Genomic DNA, 18,854 nt, shown 5'->3' with positions numbered 1-18,854 from the left:
GATCACGACACCAACGCGGTGGCGGCACCCAGGACGCAGGTGGCGATCAGGAGCGTGGTGACGAATCGTGCGGCGAAGAAGCGGTTGAGTACCTCGCCCGCGCACTGCAGGTCGAAGAGCCGGTGTTGCGCACCTCTGCACGACAGCACGTGTTCGCCGAGGGCCGTCAGGTCCATGGGCAGGGTGTGTGGTCGGTCGCCGAAAGACGAGGTGCTCCAGGTGGGTGTAGCGGACGTCGGCGCGGTCATGTGGGGCTCCAGTGAATCAATCGATGCAGAACGTGTGCGGAACAAAAGCAGGAACGGGTGCGCGTACGCAAAACGCGCCAGAAAAGCAGGGGCAGGCGAGGTCTCCAGATGAGTCTCGATGCAACTTGTGTGTGTATCGGCTCACTTTATGGCCGGCGCCCTTCGCGGTCCCTCGGACGGGGCCTGCGGCCCTTGTCGGACTTCACCTACACGGTGGTTACACGTCGATCGCCATGCTGCGTGTGTAGGTATCGGCCCACAGCGTGAGCGCATGCGCGCTGATGGTGCGCAGCGCGCTCTGCGCTGACGATCCGTTCCGCGGGCCCGGACTCAGCAACACCCACGAGCCGGCCGCTCCACAACCATTCGACACAAAAAAGGAGTGACCATGAGCATCGCAACCATCCTGTTGATCGTGCTGATCCTGATGCTGATCGGCGCGTTGCCGACTTGGCCGCACAGCCGCAGCTGGGGCTATGGCCCGACGGGCGGCCTGGGCCTGATCGTGGTCGTTCTGATCGTTCTGCTGCTGCTGGGGTACATATGAGCGACGCTGTCTCGGCAGCCGCGAGGCTGTGATGGACAGCGAACACGTATCGCAAAGGCTTCGCCACGGCGCGCTCATCTGCCTCGGGGCACTCATGAGCGCGCTGATCGGCTGCAGCAGCTTGCCGGAGGTGCCGCCCGATGGAGGCAGCATCGCCGTGGCACCACCGACGCCGGTGAGGCTCGACAACGCGCGTGGGGAGATGTCTGTGGCTCAGAGCGCGGCGGTGATCAAGAGCCTGGCTCCCGGCGAGGAAGAGAGCGCCGTGCTCGACAAGCACCTGAAGGTCGAGCAATCCGTCGTGGGCAGCCCACTGAGCACCGGCAACAAGGTGACGCTGCTGGTCGATGGCCCGGCGACCTACCGCGCCATGTTCGCGGCAATCGAGGCCGCGCGCGACCACATCAACATGGAGACCTACATCCTTGACGACGACGACGCAGGCCACAAGTTTGCGCAGGCGCTAATCGCGAAGCAGCGCCAAGGCGTGCAGGTGAACCTGATCCGCGACAGTGTGGGTACGCTCGGCACCCCCAAGGAGTTCTTCCAGCGCATGGCCGACGCCGGCATCAAGGTGCTGGAGTTCAACCCCGTCAACCCGGCCAAGGCGCGCAAGGGGTGGGAGGTGAACCAGCGTGATCACCGAAAGCTGCTCATTGCCGACGGCCGCGTGGCCATCCTCGGGGGCATCAACATCAGTGACGTGTACTCCGGTGGCTCGTTCGGGTCGTCGGGCTCGCGCGGATCGTCGTCGGGAAAAAAGAAGCAAAAGGGCGATGGCACCGAGGAGCCCGAACTGCCGTGGCGCGACACCGACCTGGAGATCCGTGGCCCGGCCGTGGCCGAGCTGCAGAAGTTGTTTCTTTCCAGCTGGGAGAAGCAAAAGGGCGATGCGCTGCCGCGGCGCAATTACTTCCCGCCGCCGCGACAGGAGGGCCAGGAGGTGGTGCGCGCCATCGGCAGTTCCCCCGACGATCCGTTCAGCCTGATCTACGTGACGCTGATGTCGGCCATAGGTTCGGCGGAGCACAGCGTCCTGCTCACCAATGCCTATTTCGCGCCTGACCCGCAGCTGCTGGCCGCGCTCGAATCCGCAGCGCAGCGCGGCGTGACGGTCAAGATGATCCTGCCCAGTGAGACCGACTCGTGGCTGGTCTTCCACGCCGGGCGCAATTACTACGACGAACTCCTGCGGGCTGGCGTGAAGCTCTATGAGCGCCGCGGTGCCATCCTGCACTCCAAGACGGCGCTGATCGATGGTGTGTGGTCGACCATCGGTTCGACCAACCTCGACTGGCGCAGCTTCCTGCACAACGACGAATTGAACGCGGTGGTTCTGGGTGCCGACTTCGGCCGCCAGATGCGGTCGCTGTTCGATCGGGATCTCGCCGAATCTGACGAGATCACGCTCGATGTATGGGAGCAGCGCGCAATCAGCCTGCGCCTGAAGGAAGTCTTCGCTCGAATCTGGGAGTACTGGCTCTGAGGCGCAGACGACAGAAGTGCCTCAAGAAGAACGCCCCGGCTGCGTCATGCAGGCGGGGCGTTTTCGATGCGCGAGAGTGGGGATATGCCGGCCACTTTGGGCGGCATGAGTGACTGCTGAATCAGTGCAAGGTGCCGCCGCCGCCGTCGGTCGGCACGATGGGTGGCTTCATGCCCGCAGCTCCTGGCGTGCCGGAACCCGCCGCGGTGGGTTGCTGAGCGGCCGATGACGCGGCCGCAGCCTGGGCGCTCGCCGGCTCGGCGCCACCAGCTTTCATATCGTCTGGCTTGCCGGTCGCTTGCCTCACCGTGTCGGTGAAGCTGCTCAACACCGACAGCCACGACTGCACTGGCACATGCGCCACCAGTTTGGACATGACCTGCGGCAGCAGACCGACCAGCAGGGCAGGCTTCACGAGCCCGCGCCACGGGCGCATGCGCGCGACGACGATCCCGACAAGGACCGCACCGGCAACGACGGCGAAGGGGTGCTTCTGGGCCAGCGGCTTGAGCACCGTCTTGCCTGCGTCGCTGGCCACCAGGGTAGCCAGGCGCAGCGGATGGTGCGCCCACCAGGAGCGCGTGGCTTCCATCACCGCAGCGACGACGGGCGTGTCGGCCATGCCTTGCAGCCACTCGGGCAGCGCGCCTGATTCCTCGCCCCGGCGGGACACGGGTGGCATGTAGCTGTGCATCACGCGGCGCATGCGCTCGCGGGACAACGCGAGGCGCTCGGCGGCCGATGCCTGGACCAGAGGGTCTTCAGCGGCGGCAGTGGCGGGCGTGCCGCCGGGGGTGTCGGTGTTCGGGCTCAAGGCGTGCTCACTTCACGCAGCATGGCCACGTCTTCACGGACCTGGCGGCGGATGCCGTTGAAGGCGCTCTTGGCCGCGTCATTGCGGCTGACCAGCCAGCACAGCACGGCGGCAACGAGCGGTACAGCGGGTGCGGCCATCAGCGCCCAAGGCGCTTGAATATCGGCGGGCGGGATCACCGCCCAGAGCATCAGGGCCACCCCGGCGAGAACGGCTGAGACGCCGATCAGGCAGAGGGCCAGCGCTTTCAACGCAACGCTGCGCTTCCAGATGACTGAAACCGCGCCGAGTTCTTCGCCGATCAGATTGGCGTAGGCCTCGGCGTGGTCGGCCAGGAGCTGCGGCTTCGTCGCGACCAGGCGAAGCAGGGGGTGGATCACTGAATCGCTCGGCGCAAGTTCAATCGCGACGCGGGCGGCTCAGCAAGCCAACCAGGGCCATCAGCGCGGCGCCAGCAGCGGCTGCGATCAGAACCGACTTGATCGGGTCGTGCTTGATGTAGTCGGCGGTGACATCGGTCGCATGCACGGCGCGTTCACGAACCTGGTTCGTGCCATTGCGCACCGCGTCGATGCCGCGATGGGCGTAGGCAGCCGCCTGTTCAGTGGCGCGCGTGATGGCCGGCGAGACGCGATCGCGCGTGGTGCTCACCGAGTTCGACAGCCCGTCGAGGGCATCGTTGGTGACCCGTTGCGTGGCGCGGATGGCGTGCTCCGCCTTTTCTGCAGCGGCGTCGGTGAGCGAGTTGGTTTGTTGTTCGACAGTCTTCATGGTGTCAGCCTTTCAGTGGTGATCGAGGTGAAGGCGCGCTGCGAGAAAGCAGAGCGGCAACGATGCGCTGTTTTCAGCCTTTTCGCAACAGGCCGGCCAGGAAACTGGCCACCGCAAGTACGGCAAACACGATGAATAGAATCTTCGCGATGCCGACGGCGCCGGCGGCGATGCCACCGAAGCCGAACAACGCGGCGATCAGGGCAATGATGAAAAAGACAACGGCGTAGTGCAGCATGGTTGGCTCCTCTGATGAGAGTTGGTGGCAAGTTCGAGATGCCAGTGTCTGCACAGGAGCAGGCCGCGGCGATAGGTGACGTCGCCCTGCGTATGTCGGGCGAACCTGCACAGGCATGTAGGAATACGCCTACGGGCCCGCATGCGCGCCAAATGGCGCGACTGGGAATCAGGCCGTGGCCTGGTGCGCCTCGGGCAGGTTGACCTCGATTGTCGTGCCGCGGCCGCGCGCCGAGGTCAGCCGCAGCGTGCCGCCCACGCTCTTCACGCGGAATTGCATGCCCACCAGGCCGAATGCCGAGCGGCGCTGGGCTGTCACGTCAAAGCCCACGCCGTCGTCGCGCACCTTGATCTGCGCGTAGCCGTGGTGTGCATCGAGGTCGATCCACACGGCCTTGGCCTGCGCGTACTTGGCGATGTTGGTGAGGGATTCCTGGACCAGCCGATAGACGACGAGTTCGGCATCCGGGAGAAGCCGCACGGGTTTGAGCATGCAAAGGACGTCGATGCCGGTGTTCTTTTCGAAGTCTCGTGAAAGGATCTCCAGCGTGGGGATGAGGCCGAGGTTGCCGAGCGTGGAAGGGCGCAAGTCTTCGATGATGCGACGCCCCATCGCGATGCTGCTGTTGAGTGTGTCGACCAGATGGTTGAGACGCTCCATCGCCTCGGGTGCCGCGCCCACCAAGCGGGGGCGAATGCGTGCCGCGTCGAGCTTGGCCGAGGTGAGCAGGGCGCCCAGGTCGTCGTGAAGATTGCGCGCGAGCCGGTGGCGCTCGTCTTCGCGGGCGGTCTGCAAGTGGGCGGTCAACTCGGTCAGCTGGGCGGTGCGCTTTTCGACCTCGCGCTCCAGGCGGTTGCGTTCGCCGAGAACGAGCCGCTGCTGCTCGTCGCGCTGAGCTTCGAGCGCGCTGCGCTGGCGCAGGAACATGAAAAGAGACAGCAGGCTCAACAGGCTCAGCACCGCCAGGCCGCAGCGGGCGAGCCACAGCGTCTGCTCGACTTCGAGCCGCGTGGCGTTGGCATTGCTGGTCTCGCGCGCGACCAACTCGTTGGTCAGTTGGCGCACGGCTTCCATCTTCTCCTTGCCGATGTCGCTCAGCACCAGTTGCATGGCCGCTTCGAGCTTCCCCTCGTCGTACAGGCGGTTCGTTTCGGACAGCTCTGACAGCTTGCCCTCGACAACGGCATGCAATTTGCCCAGGATGGCGGTGGAGCTTTCGTCCTTGCTGTAGTACTGATCCAGGAACTTGAACGAATCGTTGATCTTCGCAAGGGCCCGGTCGTACGGCAGAAGATATTCCTTTCGATTGGTGAGCAGGTAGCCGCGTTGACCACTCTCGGCATCGAGCATGCCTTGCGCCAAGGTCTGGACATTGGCGCGCGCCGCGCCCACCTCGGTCAAATTGGAGATGCTAGATATGGACCGCCAGTAAGACGTCTCACTGACAGCGAGAATCGCCATCACCGCCAGGCAGGCCAGTGGAAAGACGACGGGGTTTTGCCTGACGACAGTCGAAATACTCATGGTCCTAGTCCGTCCGATAACATGGGATCATGCATTGAATGAGCACAGAGGCGCACCATGATTCGAATCGCCATTGTTGATGACCACGCCATGATTCGCGCAGGCCTGCGCCAATTCTTTGCGGATCAACCCGATCTCACCGTCGTGGCCGAAGCCGCCAACGGCCGCGACGCGCTCGACATCGTGCGGGCCGGCGACGTCGACGTGATCCTGCTCGACATCTCCATGCCCGACCAGAGCGGCGTCGATGCCCTTGCCGGCATCAAGGCCCGCGCACCCGATCTGCCGGTGCTGATCCTGAGTGGTTTCCCTGAAGAGCACTACGCCACGACTCTGCTGCGCCAGGGCGCGAGTGGCTACCTCAACAAGGACTGCGATCCGGAAGAACTGGTCAAGGCCATCCGGACGATCGCTCGCGGCCGCAAGTACATCACTGCGGGCGTGGCCGAACGCCTTGCCGATGGCCTCGGTGGGGGAGGCGACAGGCCCTTGCACGAGCAGTTGTCGGAGCGTGAACTCCAGGTCTTCTTGCGTCTGGCCAAGGGCGAGACCATCAGCCACATGGCCGACAGCATGTCGCTCAGCGTGAAGACGGTGAGCACCTACCGCACGCGTGTGATGGAGAAGATGAAGCTCGAGTCCAACAGCGACCTGACCTATTACGCGCTGAAGAATGGTTTGATCCAGTGACGGGCGGTGCGCCCGGTGGGCGCGCGGTGCCTTTGTGGCCTTGCCTTTGAAACGGCACTCATGCCGAGCGTCGAGCCGCAATGGCGCGATCAGGCGAGTGAGCCGAAGCCGGTTTCACCGGTGGCGAGGCGCCCGCAGTACTGGATCAGCGCGTCGATTTCGTTCGACTTGTCGAACACCTTGCTCGCGCCGAGTTCCATGCACTTGCGGCGGATGTCGGGCGTGGCGTAGTTGCTCAGGACCACCACGTTGTGATGCTGTGGCAGTTCGCTCGTGGCCTTGAGAACCCCCAGGCCGGAACCCGACTTCAGGAAGATGTCGACGATCACGAGATCGACCTCTTGCTCGGGCCTGGAAAGCCATTGCACTGCACTCGCTTCGTCTTCGGCCGTGCCGATGACTTCGACGGGGACCAGTTCCTCGAGCGTGGCGATCAGGTTCTCGCGGATGACCTGACTGTCTTCGACGATGTAGGTCCTGAGCGGCTGCATGGACGGGCTACCTTTCTTGGAGTCGCGAGCCTGCGGCTGGCCCAGGGTCGCCAAGACCCCAGACGGGTGAGGAATTCCTTGCATGCGCAACGTAAGACATGAAAGACGAAAGTTCTGTTTGTGAGTGTGACTGCTGGCGCCCGGCCAGACCATCTGAACGACGCCCCGAATCCTTGTCGGACAGAGCCTACACGGGGATGTCACTTTTTCCTGGAGCGGGGCACGGATTGTGGCCGTAGGACAGGCACTACAGCACACCGCGGTGCCGTCTGCTGTGCGTGAGGCGCCTCGCTTCTGATACTTCGGTCTCGTCGTGAGGAGCCCAAGGCCCCTCATGTGTTGACAAACCATTGAAGGGACAGAGACATGAATCAAACCAACACGCTCAAGTGCTCGCTGATCGTTGCTGCCATGCTCGCGATGCCGCTGGCTCACGCCGCGAACATCTCGAAGGACGAGTACAAGGCCGGCAAGGATCGCATCAGCGAGACGCACAAGGCCGACAAGAAGGCCTGTGATGCGCTCTCGGGCAACGCCAAGGACGTTTGCCAGGACGAAGCGGACGGCAAGGAGAAGGTTGCCAAGGCTGAACTCGAATACAGCTACACCGGCAAGGCGAGCGATCAGCACAAGATCGCCACGGCCAAGGCCGATGCTGCCTACGAGGTCGCCAAGGAGAAGTGCGATGACAAGGCCGGCAACGACAAGGACGTCTGCGTGAAGGATGCCAAGGCCGCTAAGGAACAGGCCATGGCCAGCGCCAAGGTCAACAAGGAAACCGCCGAAGTCCGCAAGGATGCGGCGAAGGACGTTCGTGATGCCGACTACAAGGCAGCCGCAGAGCGTTGCGACGCGCTGGCAGGTGACGCGAAGGACAGCTGCGTGGCTGCAGCCAAGGCCAAGTTCGGCAAGTCCTGATCGACGGCTTGTCGCTCAATCTCTCTGTTGAAGGGAAAGGCCCGCAGATGCGGGCCTTTTCTTTTTGGGCGTGCCGGCAACCTTGAATCAGCGTTTGCGCTCGTAAGTGACGAACGCGTAGTCGAAGTCATTCGGCTCACCGCTGTGGTGGCTTTTGCGGGCAGCCTCTGCGAAGTCGTTTCGGCTCCAGCGGGGGAAGTGCGCGTCGCCGTCGTAGTCGCGGTCGATTTCGGTGAGGAGCAACCGGTCGGCCACCGGCAAGGCTTCGGCATAGATCTGTGCGCCGCCGATCACGAAGGCGTGCGGGGTGCCATCGAGCAGGGCGAGGGCCGCGTCGAGCGATGTCGCCCCCTCGGCGCCCTCGGCGCGCCATTGGGCGTTGCGCGTGATGACGATGTTGCGCCGACCGGGGAGCGGGCGGAACCGCGGGGGGATCGAGTCCCAGGTCTTGCGGCCCATGATGACCGGATGGCCGAGGGTTGTCTCCTTGAAGAACTGCATGTCTTCGGGCAGTCGCCACAACAAGGCGTTGTCGCGGCCGATGACACCGTTGCGGGCGACTGCGGCGATCAAGCTGAGGGCAGGGCGGTTCATGCCGCCATTGTGGACGTCACGAGAGCGTGGCGGCGGCACGGCCTTGATGAATGTGTTGCTGCATCAGTTCACGCACCTTCGAGCCGTCGCGTGCCCTGAGGGCGGCGACGATTGCGCGGTGCTCGGCGAGCGAGGCCTCGAGCCGCCCCTGCTTGAAGAGCGAGTGATGTCGGTTGAGCTTCATCACGCGGCGCAGATCGTTCACCATTTGCAGCCGCCAGCGGTTGTTCTCGATCTCGAGCAGGCGGATATGAAAGTGCTCGTTCGCCCGGAAGAAGGCCTCGCGGTCGTCGACCGTCTTCTCGAGCGCGTGGTGCAGGGCTTCGAGCTCGGCCAGTTCGGCCTCCGTGGCCTGTGCGGCCACCTGGGATGCCGCGTCGGCTTCGAGCAGCGCGAGGAGGTGGAAGACCTCGGAGAGATCGCGCTCGGACACCTCGGTCACGTAGGCGCCGCGGCGCAGCTTCATGGTGACCAGGCCTTCCCCGGCAAGCACCTTGAGCGCCTCGCGAAGCGGCGTGCGGCTGATGCCCAGCTCGGTGGTCAGCGCCTGTTCGTCGATCCAGCTGCCCGGCGCCAGGTCGTGGGCCAGGATGCTGGCGCGCAGGCGCTCGGCCACTTGCTCATACAGCGCACTTTCCCGCAGGCGCGCGGGGGCGGGTGGCGAGGCGAGCGGCTGGACAGGCATGGGATGGCGGGCTTGGACGGATCTGAAGTATATAATTCAATTTTGCATTATCATAGCGATCTCTGCCGATTTCTCGCTGGCCGTCAGGTCGGTCCATGTGCGTGCTGGGCGTTGTTCCGAGACACTGGTGTGCGCCCCGCGTGCGCCGGGGCACGCGGCGGCTGGTGTCGTCCAGAATCTGGCGGGTGGACGATGGCAGCGCGCGCCGGAAATCGCCCGAACGTTCAGCCGCGCAACCCGCTTTCTGCAAAGAGATGGAAATGTCCAACCAAGACGCCAAGCTCACCCCCGAGGCGATTGCCGCCTGGGAAAAGGCCGCCGCCAAATCCGCCCCTGGTGGTGATGTCGGAGCGCTGAACTGGCACACGCCCGAAGGCATCGTTGTCAAGCCGCTCTACACCGCGGCCGACACGCAAGGCCTTGCGCATGCCGATACGCTGCCGGGCTTCGCGCCGTTCTTGCGCGGCCCGCAGGCCACCATGTACGCGGTTCGGCCCTGGACGATCCGACAGTACGCCGGCTTTTCCACTGCCGAAGAGTCCAACGCCTTCTACCGCCGAGCACTCGCTGCGGGCGCCCAGGGTGTGAGCGTGGCCTTCGACCTCGCCACCCACCGCGGCTACGACAGCGACCACCCGCGCGTGACTGGTGACGTGGGCAAGGCCGGCGTGGCAATCGACAGCGTGGAGGACATGAAGATCCTGTTCGACGGCATCCCGCTCGACACCGTCAGCGTGTCCATGACCATGAACGGCGCCGTGCTGCCCGTGCTCGCCGGCTACGTGGTCGCGGCCGAGGAGCAGGGGGTGCCGCAGGACAAGCTGTCGGGGACCATCCAGAACGACATCCTCAAGGAGTTCATGGTCCGCAACACCTACATCTTCCCGCCCGAGCCAAGCATGCGGGCGGTGGGCGACATCATCGAGTACACGGCGAAGAACATGCCGAGGTTCAACTCGATCAGCATCTCCGGCTATCACATGCAGGAGGCTGGCGCCAACCAGGCGCTGGAACTGGCGTTCACGCTGGCCGATGGGCGCGAGTACGTGAAGACGGCGCTCGCCAAGGGGCTCGATGTAGACGAGTTCGCCGGTCGCCTGAGCTTCTTCTGGGCCATCGGCATGAACTTCTATCTTGAAGTGGCCAAGATGCGTGCCGCGCGCCTGCTGTGGTGGCGCATCATGAAGGAGTTCAATCCCAAGAAGGACAAGAGCCTGATGCTGCGCACCCACTGCCAGACTTCGGGCTGGAGCCTCACCGAGCAGGACCCGTACAACAACGTGGTGCGAACGACCATCGAGGCCATGGCCGCGGTGTTCGGTGGCACGCAATCGCTGCACACCAACTCGTTCGACGAAGCCATCGCGCTCCCTACCGATTTCTCGGCCCGCATCGCGCGCAACACGCAGCTCATCATCCAGGAGGAGACGCACATCACCAACGTGGTCGACCCCTGGGCCGGCAGCTACATGATGGAGAAGCTGACGCAGGACATGGCCGACAAGGCCTGGGCCATCATCGAAGAGGTCGAGGCCATGGGTGGCATGACCAAGGCCGTGCAAAGCGGGTGGGCCAAGCTCAAGATCGAAGCCAGCGCGGCCGAGAAGCAGGCACGTATCGATTCGGGGCAGGACGTGATCGTCGGCGTCAACAAATACAAGCTCGCCAAGGAAGACCCGATCGAAGCGCGCGATATCGACAACCACGCGGTGCGCGACGCGCAGGTCGAACGGCTGAAGAACATCCGGGCCCGGCGCGACGCGCCGGCCGTGCAGGCCGCCCTTGACGCGCTGACCGCTTGCGCCGACAGTGGCTCGGGCAATCTGCTCGACTTGGCCATCAAGGCCATCCGCCTGCGAGCCACGGTGGGCGAGGTCAGCGATGCACTCGAAAAAGTCTGGGGGCGCCACCGCGCCGATACGCAAAAGGTGACCGGTGTGTACGCAGCCGCCTACGACAGTGCCGAGGGCTGGGAGAAGCTCCAGCACGAGATCAACGCCTTCGCCGAGCAGGAGGGCCGCCGCCCGCGCGTGATGATCGCCAAGCTCGGCCAGGACGGCCACGACCGCGGCGCCAAGGTGGTGGCCACGGCTTTTGCCGACCTCGGCTTCGACGTCGACATGGGGCCGCTGTTCCAGACTGCCGAGGAGTGCGCGCGCCAGGCGATCGAGAACGACGTGCACGCGGTGGGTGTGTCCACCCTGGCCGCCGGCCACAAGACGCTGGTGCCGGCGATCATCGAGGCGCTCAAGGCGCAGGGCGCAGAAGACATCATCGTCTTCGTCGGCGGGGTGATCCCGCGCCAGGACTACGGGTTCCTGTTCGATGCCGGCGTGAAGGGCGTCTATGGGCCCGGCACACCGATCCCCGCGAGCGCGAAGGACGTGCTCGAACAGATCAAGGCGAACCTCGCCGCGAAAGCCTGACGCAACGTGCTCCCGGCTGACGACCAGAAACTCTTCGATGGCGTTCGCGCGTGCGATAGGCGCTCGCTCGCGAAGACGATCACGCTGATTGAATCCACGCGGCGTGACCATCGGCTGCGTGCCGATGCGCTGCTGAACGCGCTGCTGCCCCACAGCGGCAATGCCTTGCGCCTGGGGATCTCGGGCGTGCCGGGCGTGGGCAAGTCCACCTTCATCGAGTCGCTGGGGCTGTACCTCATCGGCCGGGGCTCGAGGGTGGCGGTGCTGGCAGTGGACCCGTCGTCGAGCATCTCGGGCGGCTCCATCCTGGGCGACAAGACACGCATGGAGCAGCTCTCCACGCGGCCCGAAGCCTACATCCGCCCCAGCCCCGCCTCGGGCACGCTCGGCGGCGTGGCCGAGATGACGCGCGAGGCCATGCTGGTCTGCGAGGCGGCGGGCTACGACGTGGTGATCGTCGAGACGGTTGGTGTCGGCCAGAGCGAGACCACCGTGGCCGGCATGACCGACATGTTCGTGCTGCTGCAACTGCCCAATGCCGGCGACGACCTGCAGGCCATCAAGCGGGGCGTCATGGAGTTGGCCGATCTGGTGGTGATCAACAAGGTCGATATCGACCCCGACGCCGCGACCCGCGCGCAGGCGCAGATCACGAGCGCGATGCACTTGTTCGGCGCGCATGCGCGAGACGGCGCACTCGCCTCGCCGCAAGTGATGTCGCTCAGCGCGCTGCGCGGTGATGGCGTCGGGCAGTTCTGGTCCGTGATCGAGGACTTTCGCACCCGCCGCACCGACAGTGGCGCCCTGGCGGCGCGCCGCACGCGCCAGGCGCTTGCCTGGATGGGCCAGCGCATCGATGCCGGTTTGCGCCATGCCTTCAACGGGCACGCCGCAGTGCGCGAAGCCTTGCCACGATTGAGACAAGAGGTGGCCGAAGGCGCTACCGCGCCTTCGGCCGCGGCACGCCGCCTGCTCGCGCTGGCCGGTCTTGCCGAAGCCACACAGGGAGCATCAACGACATGCTAGGCAGCATCAGCCAGGAAACCTTGCAGTATGTGGTGACGCGCCCGCAGCATGCGCGCGTCGAACTCGTCTACACACCCGAAGGCGACCCGGTAGTCGTCAAGACCCAGCGCGACCAGCGCGGTCGCGCCAGCTACAAGCTGCTCGACGCCATCGCCAAGGTGGCTGGCAACGCGGCCTTGCGCGGCGTGCCGCCGCACAGTGGCGCCGAGGCGCAAGCCATCGAGGTGCGCCGCTTGCGCGAGTTGCGCGAGGCGGGCATCGACGTACCGCGTGTGATCCTGGAAGGGTCCGACCGGCTGGTCCTGGAGTACGTGTCGGGCCCCGAGTTGCGCAGCGCGATGCAAGAAGCCGCCGACGAACCCGAGCTCGTGATCCGGCTGTGGCGCGCGGGCCTCGACACGCTTGTTCGGGTGCACCGAAAGAACCAGTGCCTGAGCCAATCCTTCGCGCGCAACATGCTGTGGCACGACGAGCGCGTGGTGTGCATCGATTTCGAGGAAGACCCGCTCGAAGTGATGTCCCTGCCCGAGGCACAGGCGCGAGACTGGCTCACCTACCTGCAATCCAGCGTGATGCTGCTGCCCAATGGCGCAAGACCTTTGCGCGTGTGGCAGGAGGCATTGGCCGCCGAGGCGCAGCCGGTGCTGGTGGTGCTGCGCCAGATCGCCCGCCGCATGGGCTGGATGCGCCACCTGCCAAGCGGTGCGAAGTGGGGCCGCGACCTGGCTTCAGCGTCGCGCGCGATGAACTTCCTGCACACCTGGGCCCGGCAGTCCCGCACTGCGCAGCGGCTCTGACACAAACCACCACCGCGTTCGTCTCCGGAGAACTCATGCACGACATCATTCAAGAATTGGAGCGCCGGCGCGCGGCCGCACGCCTGGGCGGCGGCGAGAAACGCATCGCCGCGCAGCACGGCAAGGGCAAGCTCACCGCGCGCGAGCGGCTCGATCTGTTGCTCGACGAAGGCACGTTCGAAGAATGGGACATGTTCGTCGACCACCGTTGCCACGATTTCGGCATGCAGGCGAACAAGATCCCGGGCGACGGCGTTGTGACCGGCTACGGCATGATCAACGGCCGGCTGGTCTTCGTGTACAGCCAGGACTTCACCGTCTTCGGCGGCGCGCTCTCCGAGGCGCATGCCGAGAAGATCTGCAAGGTGATGGATCAGGCCATGAAGGTCGGCGCGCCGGTCATCGGCCTGAACGATTCGGGCGGTGCGCGCATCCAGGAAGGCGTGGCTTCGCTCGGTGGCTATGCCGAGGTGTTCCAGCGCAACGTGCTCGCGTCTGGCGTGGTCCCGCAGATCAGCATGATCATGGGCCCGAGCGCCGGCGGCGCGGTGTATTCGCCGGCGATGACCGATTTCATCTTCATGGTGAAGGACAGCAGCTACATGTTCGTCACGGGCCCCGACGTGGTGAAGACCGTCACGCATGAAGAGGTGACGTCCGAAGAACTCGGTGGCGCCAGCACGCACACCACCAAGAGCGGCGTGGCCGACCTGGCCTTCGAGAACGACGTCGAGGCGCTGCTGATGCTGCGCCGGCTCTACAGCTACCTGCCGCTCAACAACCGCGAGAAGGCGCCGGTGCTCCCGAGCAACGACCCGGCCGACCGCATCGACCTCTCGCTCGACACGCTGGTGCCCGACAACCCCAACAAGCCCTATGACATCAAGGAGCTGGTCGTGAAGACCGCCGACGACGGCGAGTTCTTCGAGCTGCAGCCCGAGTACGCCAAGAACATCGTCATCGGCTTCTGCCGCATGGAAGGCCAGACCGTGGGCATCGTTGCCAACCAGCCGCTGGTGCTGGCCGGTTGCCTGGACATCAAGAGCAGCATCAAGGCGGCGCGCTTCGTGCGCTTCTGCGATGCCTTCAACATCCCGGTGGTCACCTTCGTCGACGTGCCGGGTTTCATGCCGGGTACCAGCCAGGAGTACGGCGGCATCATCAAGCACGGTGCCAAGCTGCTCTACGCGTATGCCGAATGCACCGTGCCCAAGATCACCGTCATCACTCGCAAGGCCTACGGGGGTGCGTACGACGTGATGGCCTCCAAGCACCTGCGTGGCGACGTCAACTTCGCCTGGCCCAACGCCGAGATCGCGGTGATGGGCGCCAAGGGCGCGGTGGAGATCATCTTCCGCGAGGAGAAGAGCGACCCCGCCAAGCTCGCGGCGCGCGAGGCCGAGTACAAGGCCAAGTTTGCGAACCCCTTCGTGGCCGGCGCACGCGGCTTCATCGATGACGTGATCCAGCCGCACGAAACGCGCAAGCGCATCTGCCGTTCGCTGGTCATGCTGCGCACTAAAAAGATCGAGAACCCGTGGCGCAAGCACGGCAACATCCCGCTTTGATGTGGGCCCCCCAGTCGCTTCGCTCCTGCCCCCGAGGGGCGCCACCCAGCGGACCGGCAAAGCCGGATCCGCGGGCGTTGCTTGATCAAGGCTTCGCTTTGCTCGCCTGCCTGCTCATCGAGACATCCACATGTTCACAAAGATCCTGATCGCCAATCGTGGCGAAATCGCCTGCCGTGTCATCAAGACCGCGAAGAAGATGGGCATCCAGACGGTGGCTGTCTACTCCGACGCCGACCGCGATGCGCGCCACGTCGAGCTGGCCGACGAGGCTGTGCACATCGGTGCGCCGCCTTCGCGCGAGTCGTATCTCGTGATGGACAAGATCATTGCGGCCTGCAAGCAGACCGGTGCGCAGGCTGTCCACCCGGGCTACGGCTTCCTGAGCGAGAACGAGGAGTTCGCGCGGCGGGTGGAAGAAGAAGGCATCGTCTTCATTGGCCCGAAGCACGCCTCCATTGCGGCCATGGGCGACAAGATCGCGTCCAAGAAGCTGGCCGGCGAAGCCCGCGTCAACACCATTCCCGGCCACAACGCGGCCATCCCCGGCGCGAAAGAGGCGGTGGAGATCGCCAAGGGCATCGGCTACCCGGTGATGATCAAGGCCAGCGCCGGCGGCGGTGGCAAGGGCCTGCGTGTGGCCTACAACGACAAGGAGGCGTTCGACGGCTTCAAGGCGTGCCAGAACGAGGCGCGCAACAGCTTTGGCGACGACCGTGTGTTCATCGAGAAGTTCGTCGAGGAGCCGCGTCACATCGAGATCCAGGTGCTGGGCGATGCGCACGGCAACGTGATCTACCTGAACGAGCGCGAGTGCTCGATCCAGCGCCGCCATCAAAAGGTGATCGAAGAAGCGCCGTCGCCCTTCATCAGCGAAGCCACGCGCAAGGCCATGGGCGAGCAGGCTGTCGCGTTGGCCAAGGCTGTGAACTACCAGAGCGCGGGGACGGTGGAGTTCGTGGTGGGCAAGGACCAGGGCTTCTACTTCCTGGAGATGAACACCCGCCTGCAGGTCGAACACCCGGTCACAGAGTGCATCACCGGGCTTGACCTGGTGGAGCTGATGATCCGCGTGGCGGCTGGCGAGAAGCTGCCACTCGCGCAGGCCGACGTGAAGCGAGACGGCTGGGCGATGGAGTGCCGCATCAACGCCGAAGACCCGTTCCGCAACTTCCTGCCGTCGACCGGCAGGCTGGTGAAGTACGCGCCCCCGGCCGAGGGCAACGGCGTGCGCGTGGATACCGGCGTCTACGAAGGCGGTGAGATCCCGATGTACTACGACTCGATGATCGCCAAGCTGATCGTGCACGGAAAGGACCGCGCCGACGCCATCGCCAAGATGCGCGCGGCGCTGAATGCATTTGCCATCCGTGGCGTGAGCTCCAACATCCCGTTCCAGGCGGCGCTGCTGGCGCACCCCAAGTTCGTGGCGGGCGACTTCAACACCGGGTTCATCGCCGAGCACTATGGCAAGGGCTTCACCGCGGAAGCCGTGCCGCATGCCGACCCGATGTTCCTGCGGGTGCTCGCCGCCGTGGCGCACCGCAGGTTGCTCAAGCGTGTCACGCGCATCAGCGGGCAGATGCCGGGCCACGAGTTCGAGCCGGGTGACGACTATGTGGTGGTCACCTCGCTCGGTGAAGGGCAGTTCGAGCAGTTGCCCGTTCGCATCGTGGCGCAGGGCGCCGGGTTCGACGTTGCCGTGGGCGACAAGACCTACCGTGTTGCCCTGCAGTCACCGCTGCGCGACATCGTGATCCACGGCAGCTTCGACGGTGAACCGTTCTGCGCGCAGATCGAAGTCGTGGGCTTGTCGTACCGCATCTCGCACAACGGCACGCAGATCCAGGCGAAAGTGCTGACGCCGCGTGCGGCTGAACTGAACGCGCTCATGCCGTTCAAGCAGCCGCCCGATCTGTCGAAGTTCCTGCTGTCGCCCATGCCGGGCTTGCTGGTCGAAGTGGCGGTCACACCTGGGCAGAAGGTGCTGGCCGGCGAGAAGCTGGCGGTCATCGAGGCGATGAAGATGGAGAACATCCTGCTCGCCACGCAGGACTGCGTGGTGGCCGAGGTGGCCGCCGCCAAGGGAGAGAGCTTGGCGGTGGACCAGGTCATCATCAAGTTTCAGTGACGATCCCCCAGTCGCTACGCTGCGGCATACCGAGGAGATGTTCGTGACAAAGCGTCCGTTTCGCGTGCTGGGCATCCAGCAGGTTGCCATCGGCGGGCCCAGCAAGGAGCGCCTGCGCACCTTGTGGGTCGACAAGCTGGGGCTCGAGGTCACCGGCAATTTCGTCAGCGAGCGCGAGAACGTCGATGAAGACATCTGTGCCATGGGCAAGGGTGCGTTCAAGGTCGAGGTCGATCTGATGCAGCCCCTCGACCCCGAGAAGAAGCCCGCGGTGCACACCACGCCGCTCAACCATGTGGGTTTGTGGATCGACGACTTGCCGAAGGCCGTCGAGTGGCTGACAGCGCAAGGCGTGCGGTTCGCGCCCGGTGGCATCCGCAAGGGAGCGGCAGGCTACGACATCTGCTTTTTGCACCCCAAGAGCAATGACGAGTTCCCGATTGCCGGCGAAGGGGTGCTGATCGAACTGGTGCAGTCGCCGCCCGAGGTGATCGCGGCGCTGGGTTGAACGAGCGGCGTGGATCGAGCGCTACTCGCAGCGCCCGCTCCCGGCTCGGATGCAGTCGAAGAACCCCAGCACGCGCCGCAGTGCGGGCTCGCGGTAGGTGTCGGCCTCGATGAAGACCGAGTGCCGCGCCTGCGTCACGGTGCGGCCGACGCAATAGCCCGGCTCCTTGCCACTGTTCAGGCGCTCGCAGAACTCCTTCTGCTCGGCCGGCTTGACCACGCGATCGAGCTCGCCTTGCAGCAGAAGCACGGGGCGGGTGATCTGGCGGGCCGCTTCGCCATGAGCGCGGCGCGATGCGGCGCAGGCTTCGTTGAGCCAGCGGTACGACACACCACCGATCTTGGCGTGCGGTGAGCCGCAGTCGGTACCCTCGCAGCGCGCTTCGTTGCGCGCCTGCCAGTGGCGAGCGAAGCGAACAGCGCTGTGCGTGAGATCGTTGTGCGCGTCGGCCCGGCGGCCCCGAACGGCGGCGTAGGCGGTGTCGAAGTCGGTGCCATCGGCATAGTGCGTGTCCACCAGCGACAGCACGGGCCCGCTGCCCGGCGTGCTGTGGTTCTCGCAGTACGCGTCGGCCAGCCGCACGGCTACGCTGGCATCGGTCTGTGGCGCGACCCATGGCTGCATCATGGGCGTGACCAGCGCAGCGGCCGCGACGGGGGTGGCCGGATCGCCTTCGAGGTACAGGCTCGCGATCGTGCCGCCCATCGAATGCGCCAGCAGGAAGAGCGGGCCATCGGCGGGGGCGTGCGCGGCACGCACGGGGCCTTGAATGAAGCTCGCCAGGTCCAATACATAGTTGTCGAACGAGTCGACATAGCCCATCGTCGTGTCCGACGTGATCAAGCGCTGCGAGAAGCCCTGGCCACGGTGATCGTGGATGTAGACCGAGTAGCCGTTGCGCACCAGGTCGTGGATCAACTCCTGGTACATCACCAGGCCTTCGGTGCGCCCCGACGAGATCACGATGCCACCGCGGCGCGGCACGTTGCCGCCGGGTTTCAGGCGGTAGAGGCGATAGTGGATCTTCGCGCCGCCTGCGCCAGCGAAGCTGCTGCGCGTGAGCTCGGCGCGTTGCAGCGTGGCGGCCTCGATGTCGCTCCAGGTGGGCCAGGCGACGAGTTGGCTTTCCTGTGTGAAGGTGTGGGCCGGCGGCGTGGCAGGGGCTTCCAGCGCAGGCATGTAGGGGCTGTCGCTCGCCAGGGCCGATGCGTAAGAAGCCACGGCGGCGAAAGCCAGCACGCAGCGCGCCGTGAAGCGATTCGGGTGGGTCATGCGGCGCCGCCTTTGCGCTGAGCCACGGGGCGGCACAGGCGTGCGACGAGCTGCCACAAGATGGCCACGACGACGGCATTGCGAGATTTCGGCATGTCAGATGTCCGTCTCTGCGAGCGG

At 65.1% G+C, this 18,854-nt stretch carries 20 protein-coding genes; 10 read left to right on the top strand and 10 right to left on the bottom strand.

Translation table 11 applies throughout. The features are described from left to right. Window positions 1–2: 2 nt before the first annotated feature. Window positions 3–248, bottom strand: a complete 246-nt coding sequence (locus tag AC1KAR_RS04085; protein ID WP_480314725.1) for a hypothetical protein — start codon at window positions 246–248, stop codon at window positions 3–5. Window positions 249–636: 388 nt separating this feature from the next. Here AC1KAR_RS04085 and AC1KAR_RS04080 point away from each other — a divergent pair, with 388 nt between their 5' ends. Both AC1KAR_RS04080 and AC1KAR_RS04075 read left to right on the top strand, forming a co-directional pair. After that, on the top strand, window positions 637–795 hold the full coding sequence (locus AC1KAR_RS04080) for a DUF3309 family protein (RefSeq protein ID WP_480314723.1): 159 nt from the start codon (window positions 637–639) through the stop codon (window positions 793–795). A 94-nt stretch (window positions 796–889) separates the two neighbouring features. Beyond that, window positions 890–2,281, top strand: coding sequence for a phospholipase D-like domain-containing protein (locus AC1KAR_RS04075; RefSeq protein ID WP_480314721.1), 1,392 nt, complete (start codon window positions 890–892; stop codon window positions 2,279–2,281). Between the two features lie 121 nt (window positions 2,282–2,402). Here AC1KAR_RS04075 and AC1KAR_RS04070 read toward each other — a convergent pair whose 3' ends face one another. The 5 genes from AC1KAR_RS04070 to AC1KAR_RS04050 all read right to left on the bottom strand — a co-directional run bounded on the left by AC1KAR_RS04070 (window position 2,403) and on the right by AC1KAR_RS04050 (window position 5,628). Next, the gene (locus AC1KAR_RS04070; RefSeq protein WP_480314719.1) at window positions 2,403–3,095 is read right to left on the bottom strand and encodes a hypothetical protein; all 693 of its coding nucleotides are present in this window, start codon (window positions 3,093–3,095) and stop codon (window positions 2,403–2,405) included. Further along, complete coding sequence (locus AC1KAR_RS04065; RefSeq protein ID WP_480314716.1) at window positions 3,092–3,475, bottom strand: hypothetical protein; 384 nt, start codon at window positions 3,473–3,475, stop codon at window positions 3,092–3,094. The genes AC1KAR_RS04070 and AC1KAR_RS04065 overlap by 4 nt, the downstream gene beginning before the upstream one ends. 19 nt (window positions 3,476–3,494) lie before the next feature. After that, complete coding sequence (locus tag AC1KAR_RS04060) at window positions 3,495–3,866, bottom strand: hypothetical protein (RefSeq protein WP_480314714.1); 372 nt, start codon at window positions 3,864–3,866, stop codon at window positions 3,495–3,497. 73 nt (window positions 3,867–3,939) lie between these two features. Further along, a complete protein-coding gene (locus AC1KAR_RS04055; RefSeq protein ID WP_480314712.1) occupies window positions 3,940–4,104 on the bottom strand; it encodes a DUF1328 domain-containing protein in 165 nt (54 codons plus the stop codon). Between the two features lie 168 nt (window positions 4,105–4,272). Further along, on the bottom strand, window positions 4,273–5,628 hold the full coding sequence (locus AC1KAR_RS04050; protein WP_480314710.1) for a CHASE3 domain-containing protein: 1,356 nt from the start codon (window positions 5,626–5,628) through the stop codon (window positions 4,273–4,275). Window positions 5,629–5,685: 57 nt separating this feature from the next. On the opposite strand from AC1KAR_RS04050, the gene AC1KAR_RS04045 reads away from it, so the two are divergent. Next, window positions 5,686–6,318 carry a response regulator gene (locus AC1KAR_RS04045; protein ID WP_480314708.1) on the top strand — a complete coding sequence of 211 codons (633 nt, stop codon included), beginning with the start codon at window positions 5,686–5,688 and terminating at the stop codon, window positions 6,316–6,318. A gap of 89 nt (window positions 6,319–6,407) precedes the next feature. Here the strand turns inward: AC1KAR_RS04045 and AC1KAR_RS04040 are convergent, their stop codons facing one another. After that, window positions 6,408–6,809 (bottom strand): response regulator transcription factor, encoded by a 402-nt coding sequence (locus AC1KAR_RS04040; protein ID WP_480314706.1) that lies wholly within the window; start codon window positions 6,807–6,809, stop codon window positions 6,408–6,410. 366 nt (window positions 6,810–7,175) lie between these two features. Here AC1KAR_RS04040 and AC1KAR_RS04035 point away from each other — a divergent pair, with 366 nt between their 5' ends. Beyond that, window positions 7,176–7,727, top strand: coding sequence for a hypothetical protein (locus AC1KAR_RS04035; RefSeq protein ID WP_480314704.1), 552 nt, complete (start codon window positions 7,176–7,178; stop codon window positions 7,725–7,727). Between the two features lie 87 nt (window positions 7,728–7,814). Here AC1KAR_RS04035 and AC1KAR_RS04030 read toward each other — a convergent pair whose 3' ends face one another. Both AC1KAR_RS04030 and AC1KAR_RS04025 read right to left on the bottom strand, forming a co-directional pair. After that, window positions 7,815–8,321, bottom strand: coding sequence for a dihydrofolate reductase (locus AC1KAR_RS04030; RefSeq protein WP_480314702.1), 507 nt, complete (start codon window positions 8,319–8,321; stop codon window positions 7,815–7,817). Window positions 8,322–8,337: 16 nt separating this feature from the next. Continuing rightward, window positions 8,338–9,006 carry a GntR family transcriptional regulator gene (locus AC1KAR_RS04025; RefSeq protein WP_480314700.1) on the bottom strand — a complete coding sequence of 223 codons (669 nt, stop codon included), beginning with the start codon at window positions 9,004–9,006 and terminating at the stop codon, window positions 8,338–8,340. Between the two features lie 260 nt (window positions 9,007–9,266). On the opposite strand from AC1KAR_RS04025, the gene scpA reads away from it, so the two are divergent. The 6 genes from scpA to AC1KAR_RS03995 all read left to right on the top strand — a co-directional run bounded on the left by scpA (window position 9,267) and on the right by AC1KAR_RS03995 (window position 17,462). Further along, a complete protein-coding gene (scpA, locus tag AC1KAR_RS04020) occupies window positions 9,267–11,432 on the top strand; it encodes a methylmalonyl-CoA mutase (protein WP_480314698.1) in 2,166 nt (721 codons plus the stop codon). A 6-nt stretch (window positions 11,433–11,438) separates the two neighbouring features. Then, window positions 11,439–12,458, top strand: coding sequence for a methylmalonyl Co-A mutase-associated GTPase MeaB (gene meaB / locus AC1KAR_RS04015; RefSeq protein ID WP_480314696.1), 1,020 nt, complete (start codon window positions 11,439–11,441; stop codon window positions 12,456–12,458). Then, a complete protein-coding gene (locus AC1KAR_RS04010; RefSeq protein ID WP_480314694.1) occupies window positions 12,452–13,255 on the top strand; it encodes a hypothetical protein in 804 nt (267 codons plus the stop codon). The genes meaB and AC1KAR_RS04010 overlap by 7 nt, the downstream gene beginning before the upstream one ends. Before the next feature lie 35 nt (window positions 13,256–13,290). Further along, window positions 13,291–14,823 (top strand): acyl-CoA carboxylase subunit beta, encoded by a 1,533-nt coding sequence (locus AC1KAR_RS04005; RefSeq protein ID WP_480314692.1) that lies wholly within the window; start codon window positions 13,291–13,293, stop codon window positions 14,821–14,823. Window positions 14,824–14,953: 130 nt separating this feature from the next. Beyond that, the gene (gene accC / locus AC1KAR_RS04000; protein WP_480314690.1) at window positions 14,954–16,954 is read left to right on the top strand and encodes an acetyl-CoA carboxylase biotin carboxylase subunit; all 2,001 of its coding nucleotides are present in this window, start codon (window positions 14,954–14,956) and stop codon (window positions 16,952–16,954) included. Between the two features lie 37 nt (window positions 16,955–16,991). Continuing rightward, the gene (locus AC1KAR_RS03995; RefSeq protein ID WP_480314688.1) at window positions 16,992–17,462 is read left to right on the top strand and encodes a VOC family protein; all 471 of its coding nucleotides are present in this window, start codon (window positions 16,992–16,994) and stop codon (window positions 17,460–17,462) included. A 21-nt stretch (window positions 17,463–17,483) separates the two neighbouring features. Here AC1KAR_RS03995 and AC1KAR_RS03990 read toward each other — a convergent pair whose 3' ends face one another. Beyond that, a complete protein-coding gene (locus AC1KAR_RS03990; RefSeq protein ID WP_480314686.1) occupies window positions 17,484–18,734 on the bottom strand; it encodes an alpha/beta fold hydrolase in 1,251 nt (416 codons plus the stop codon). Between the last annotated feature and the right edge of the window lie 120 nt (window positions 18,735–18,854).

The sequence above is a fragment of the Piscinibacter sp. PDB1-1 genome (genome assembly GCF_056675995.1).
This window is presented reverse-complemented; position numbering and strand designations above follow the sequence as displayed.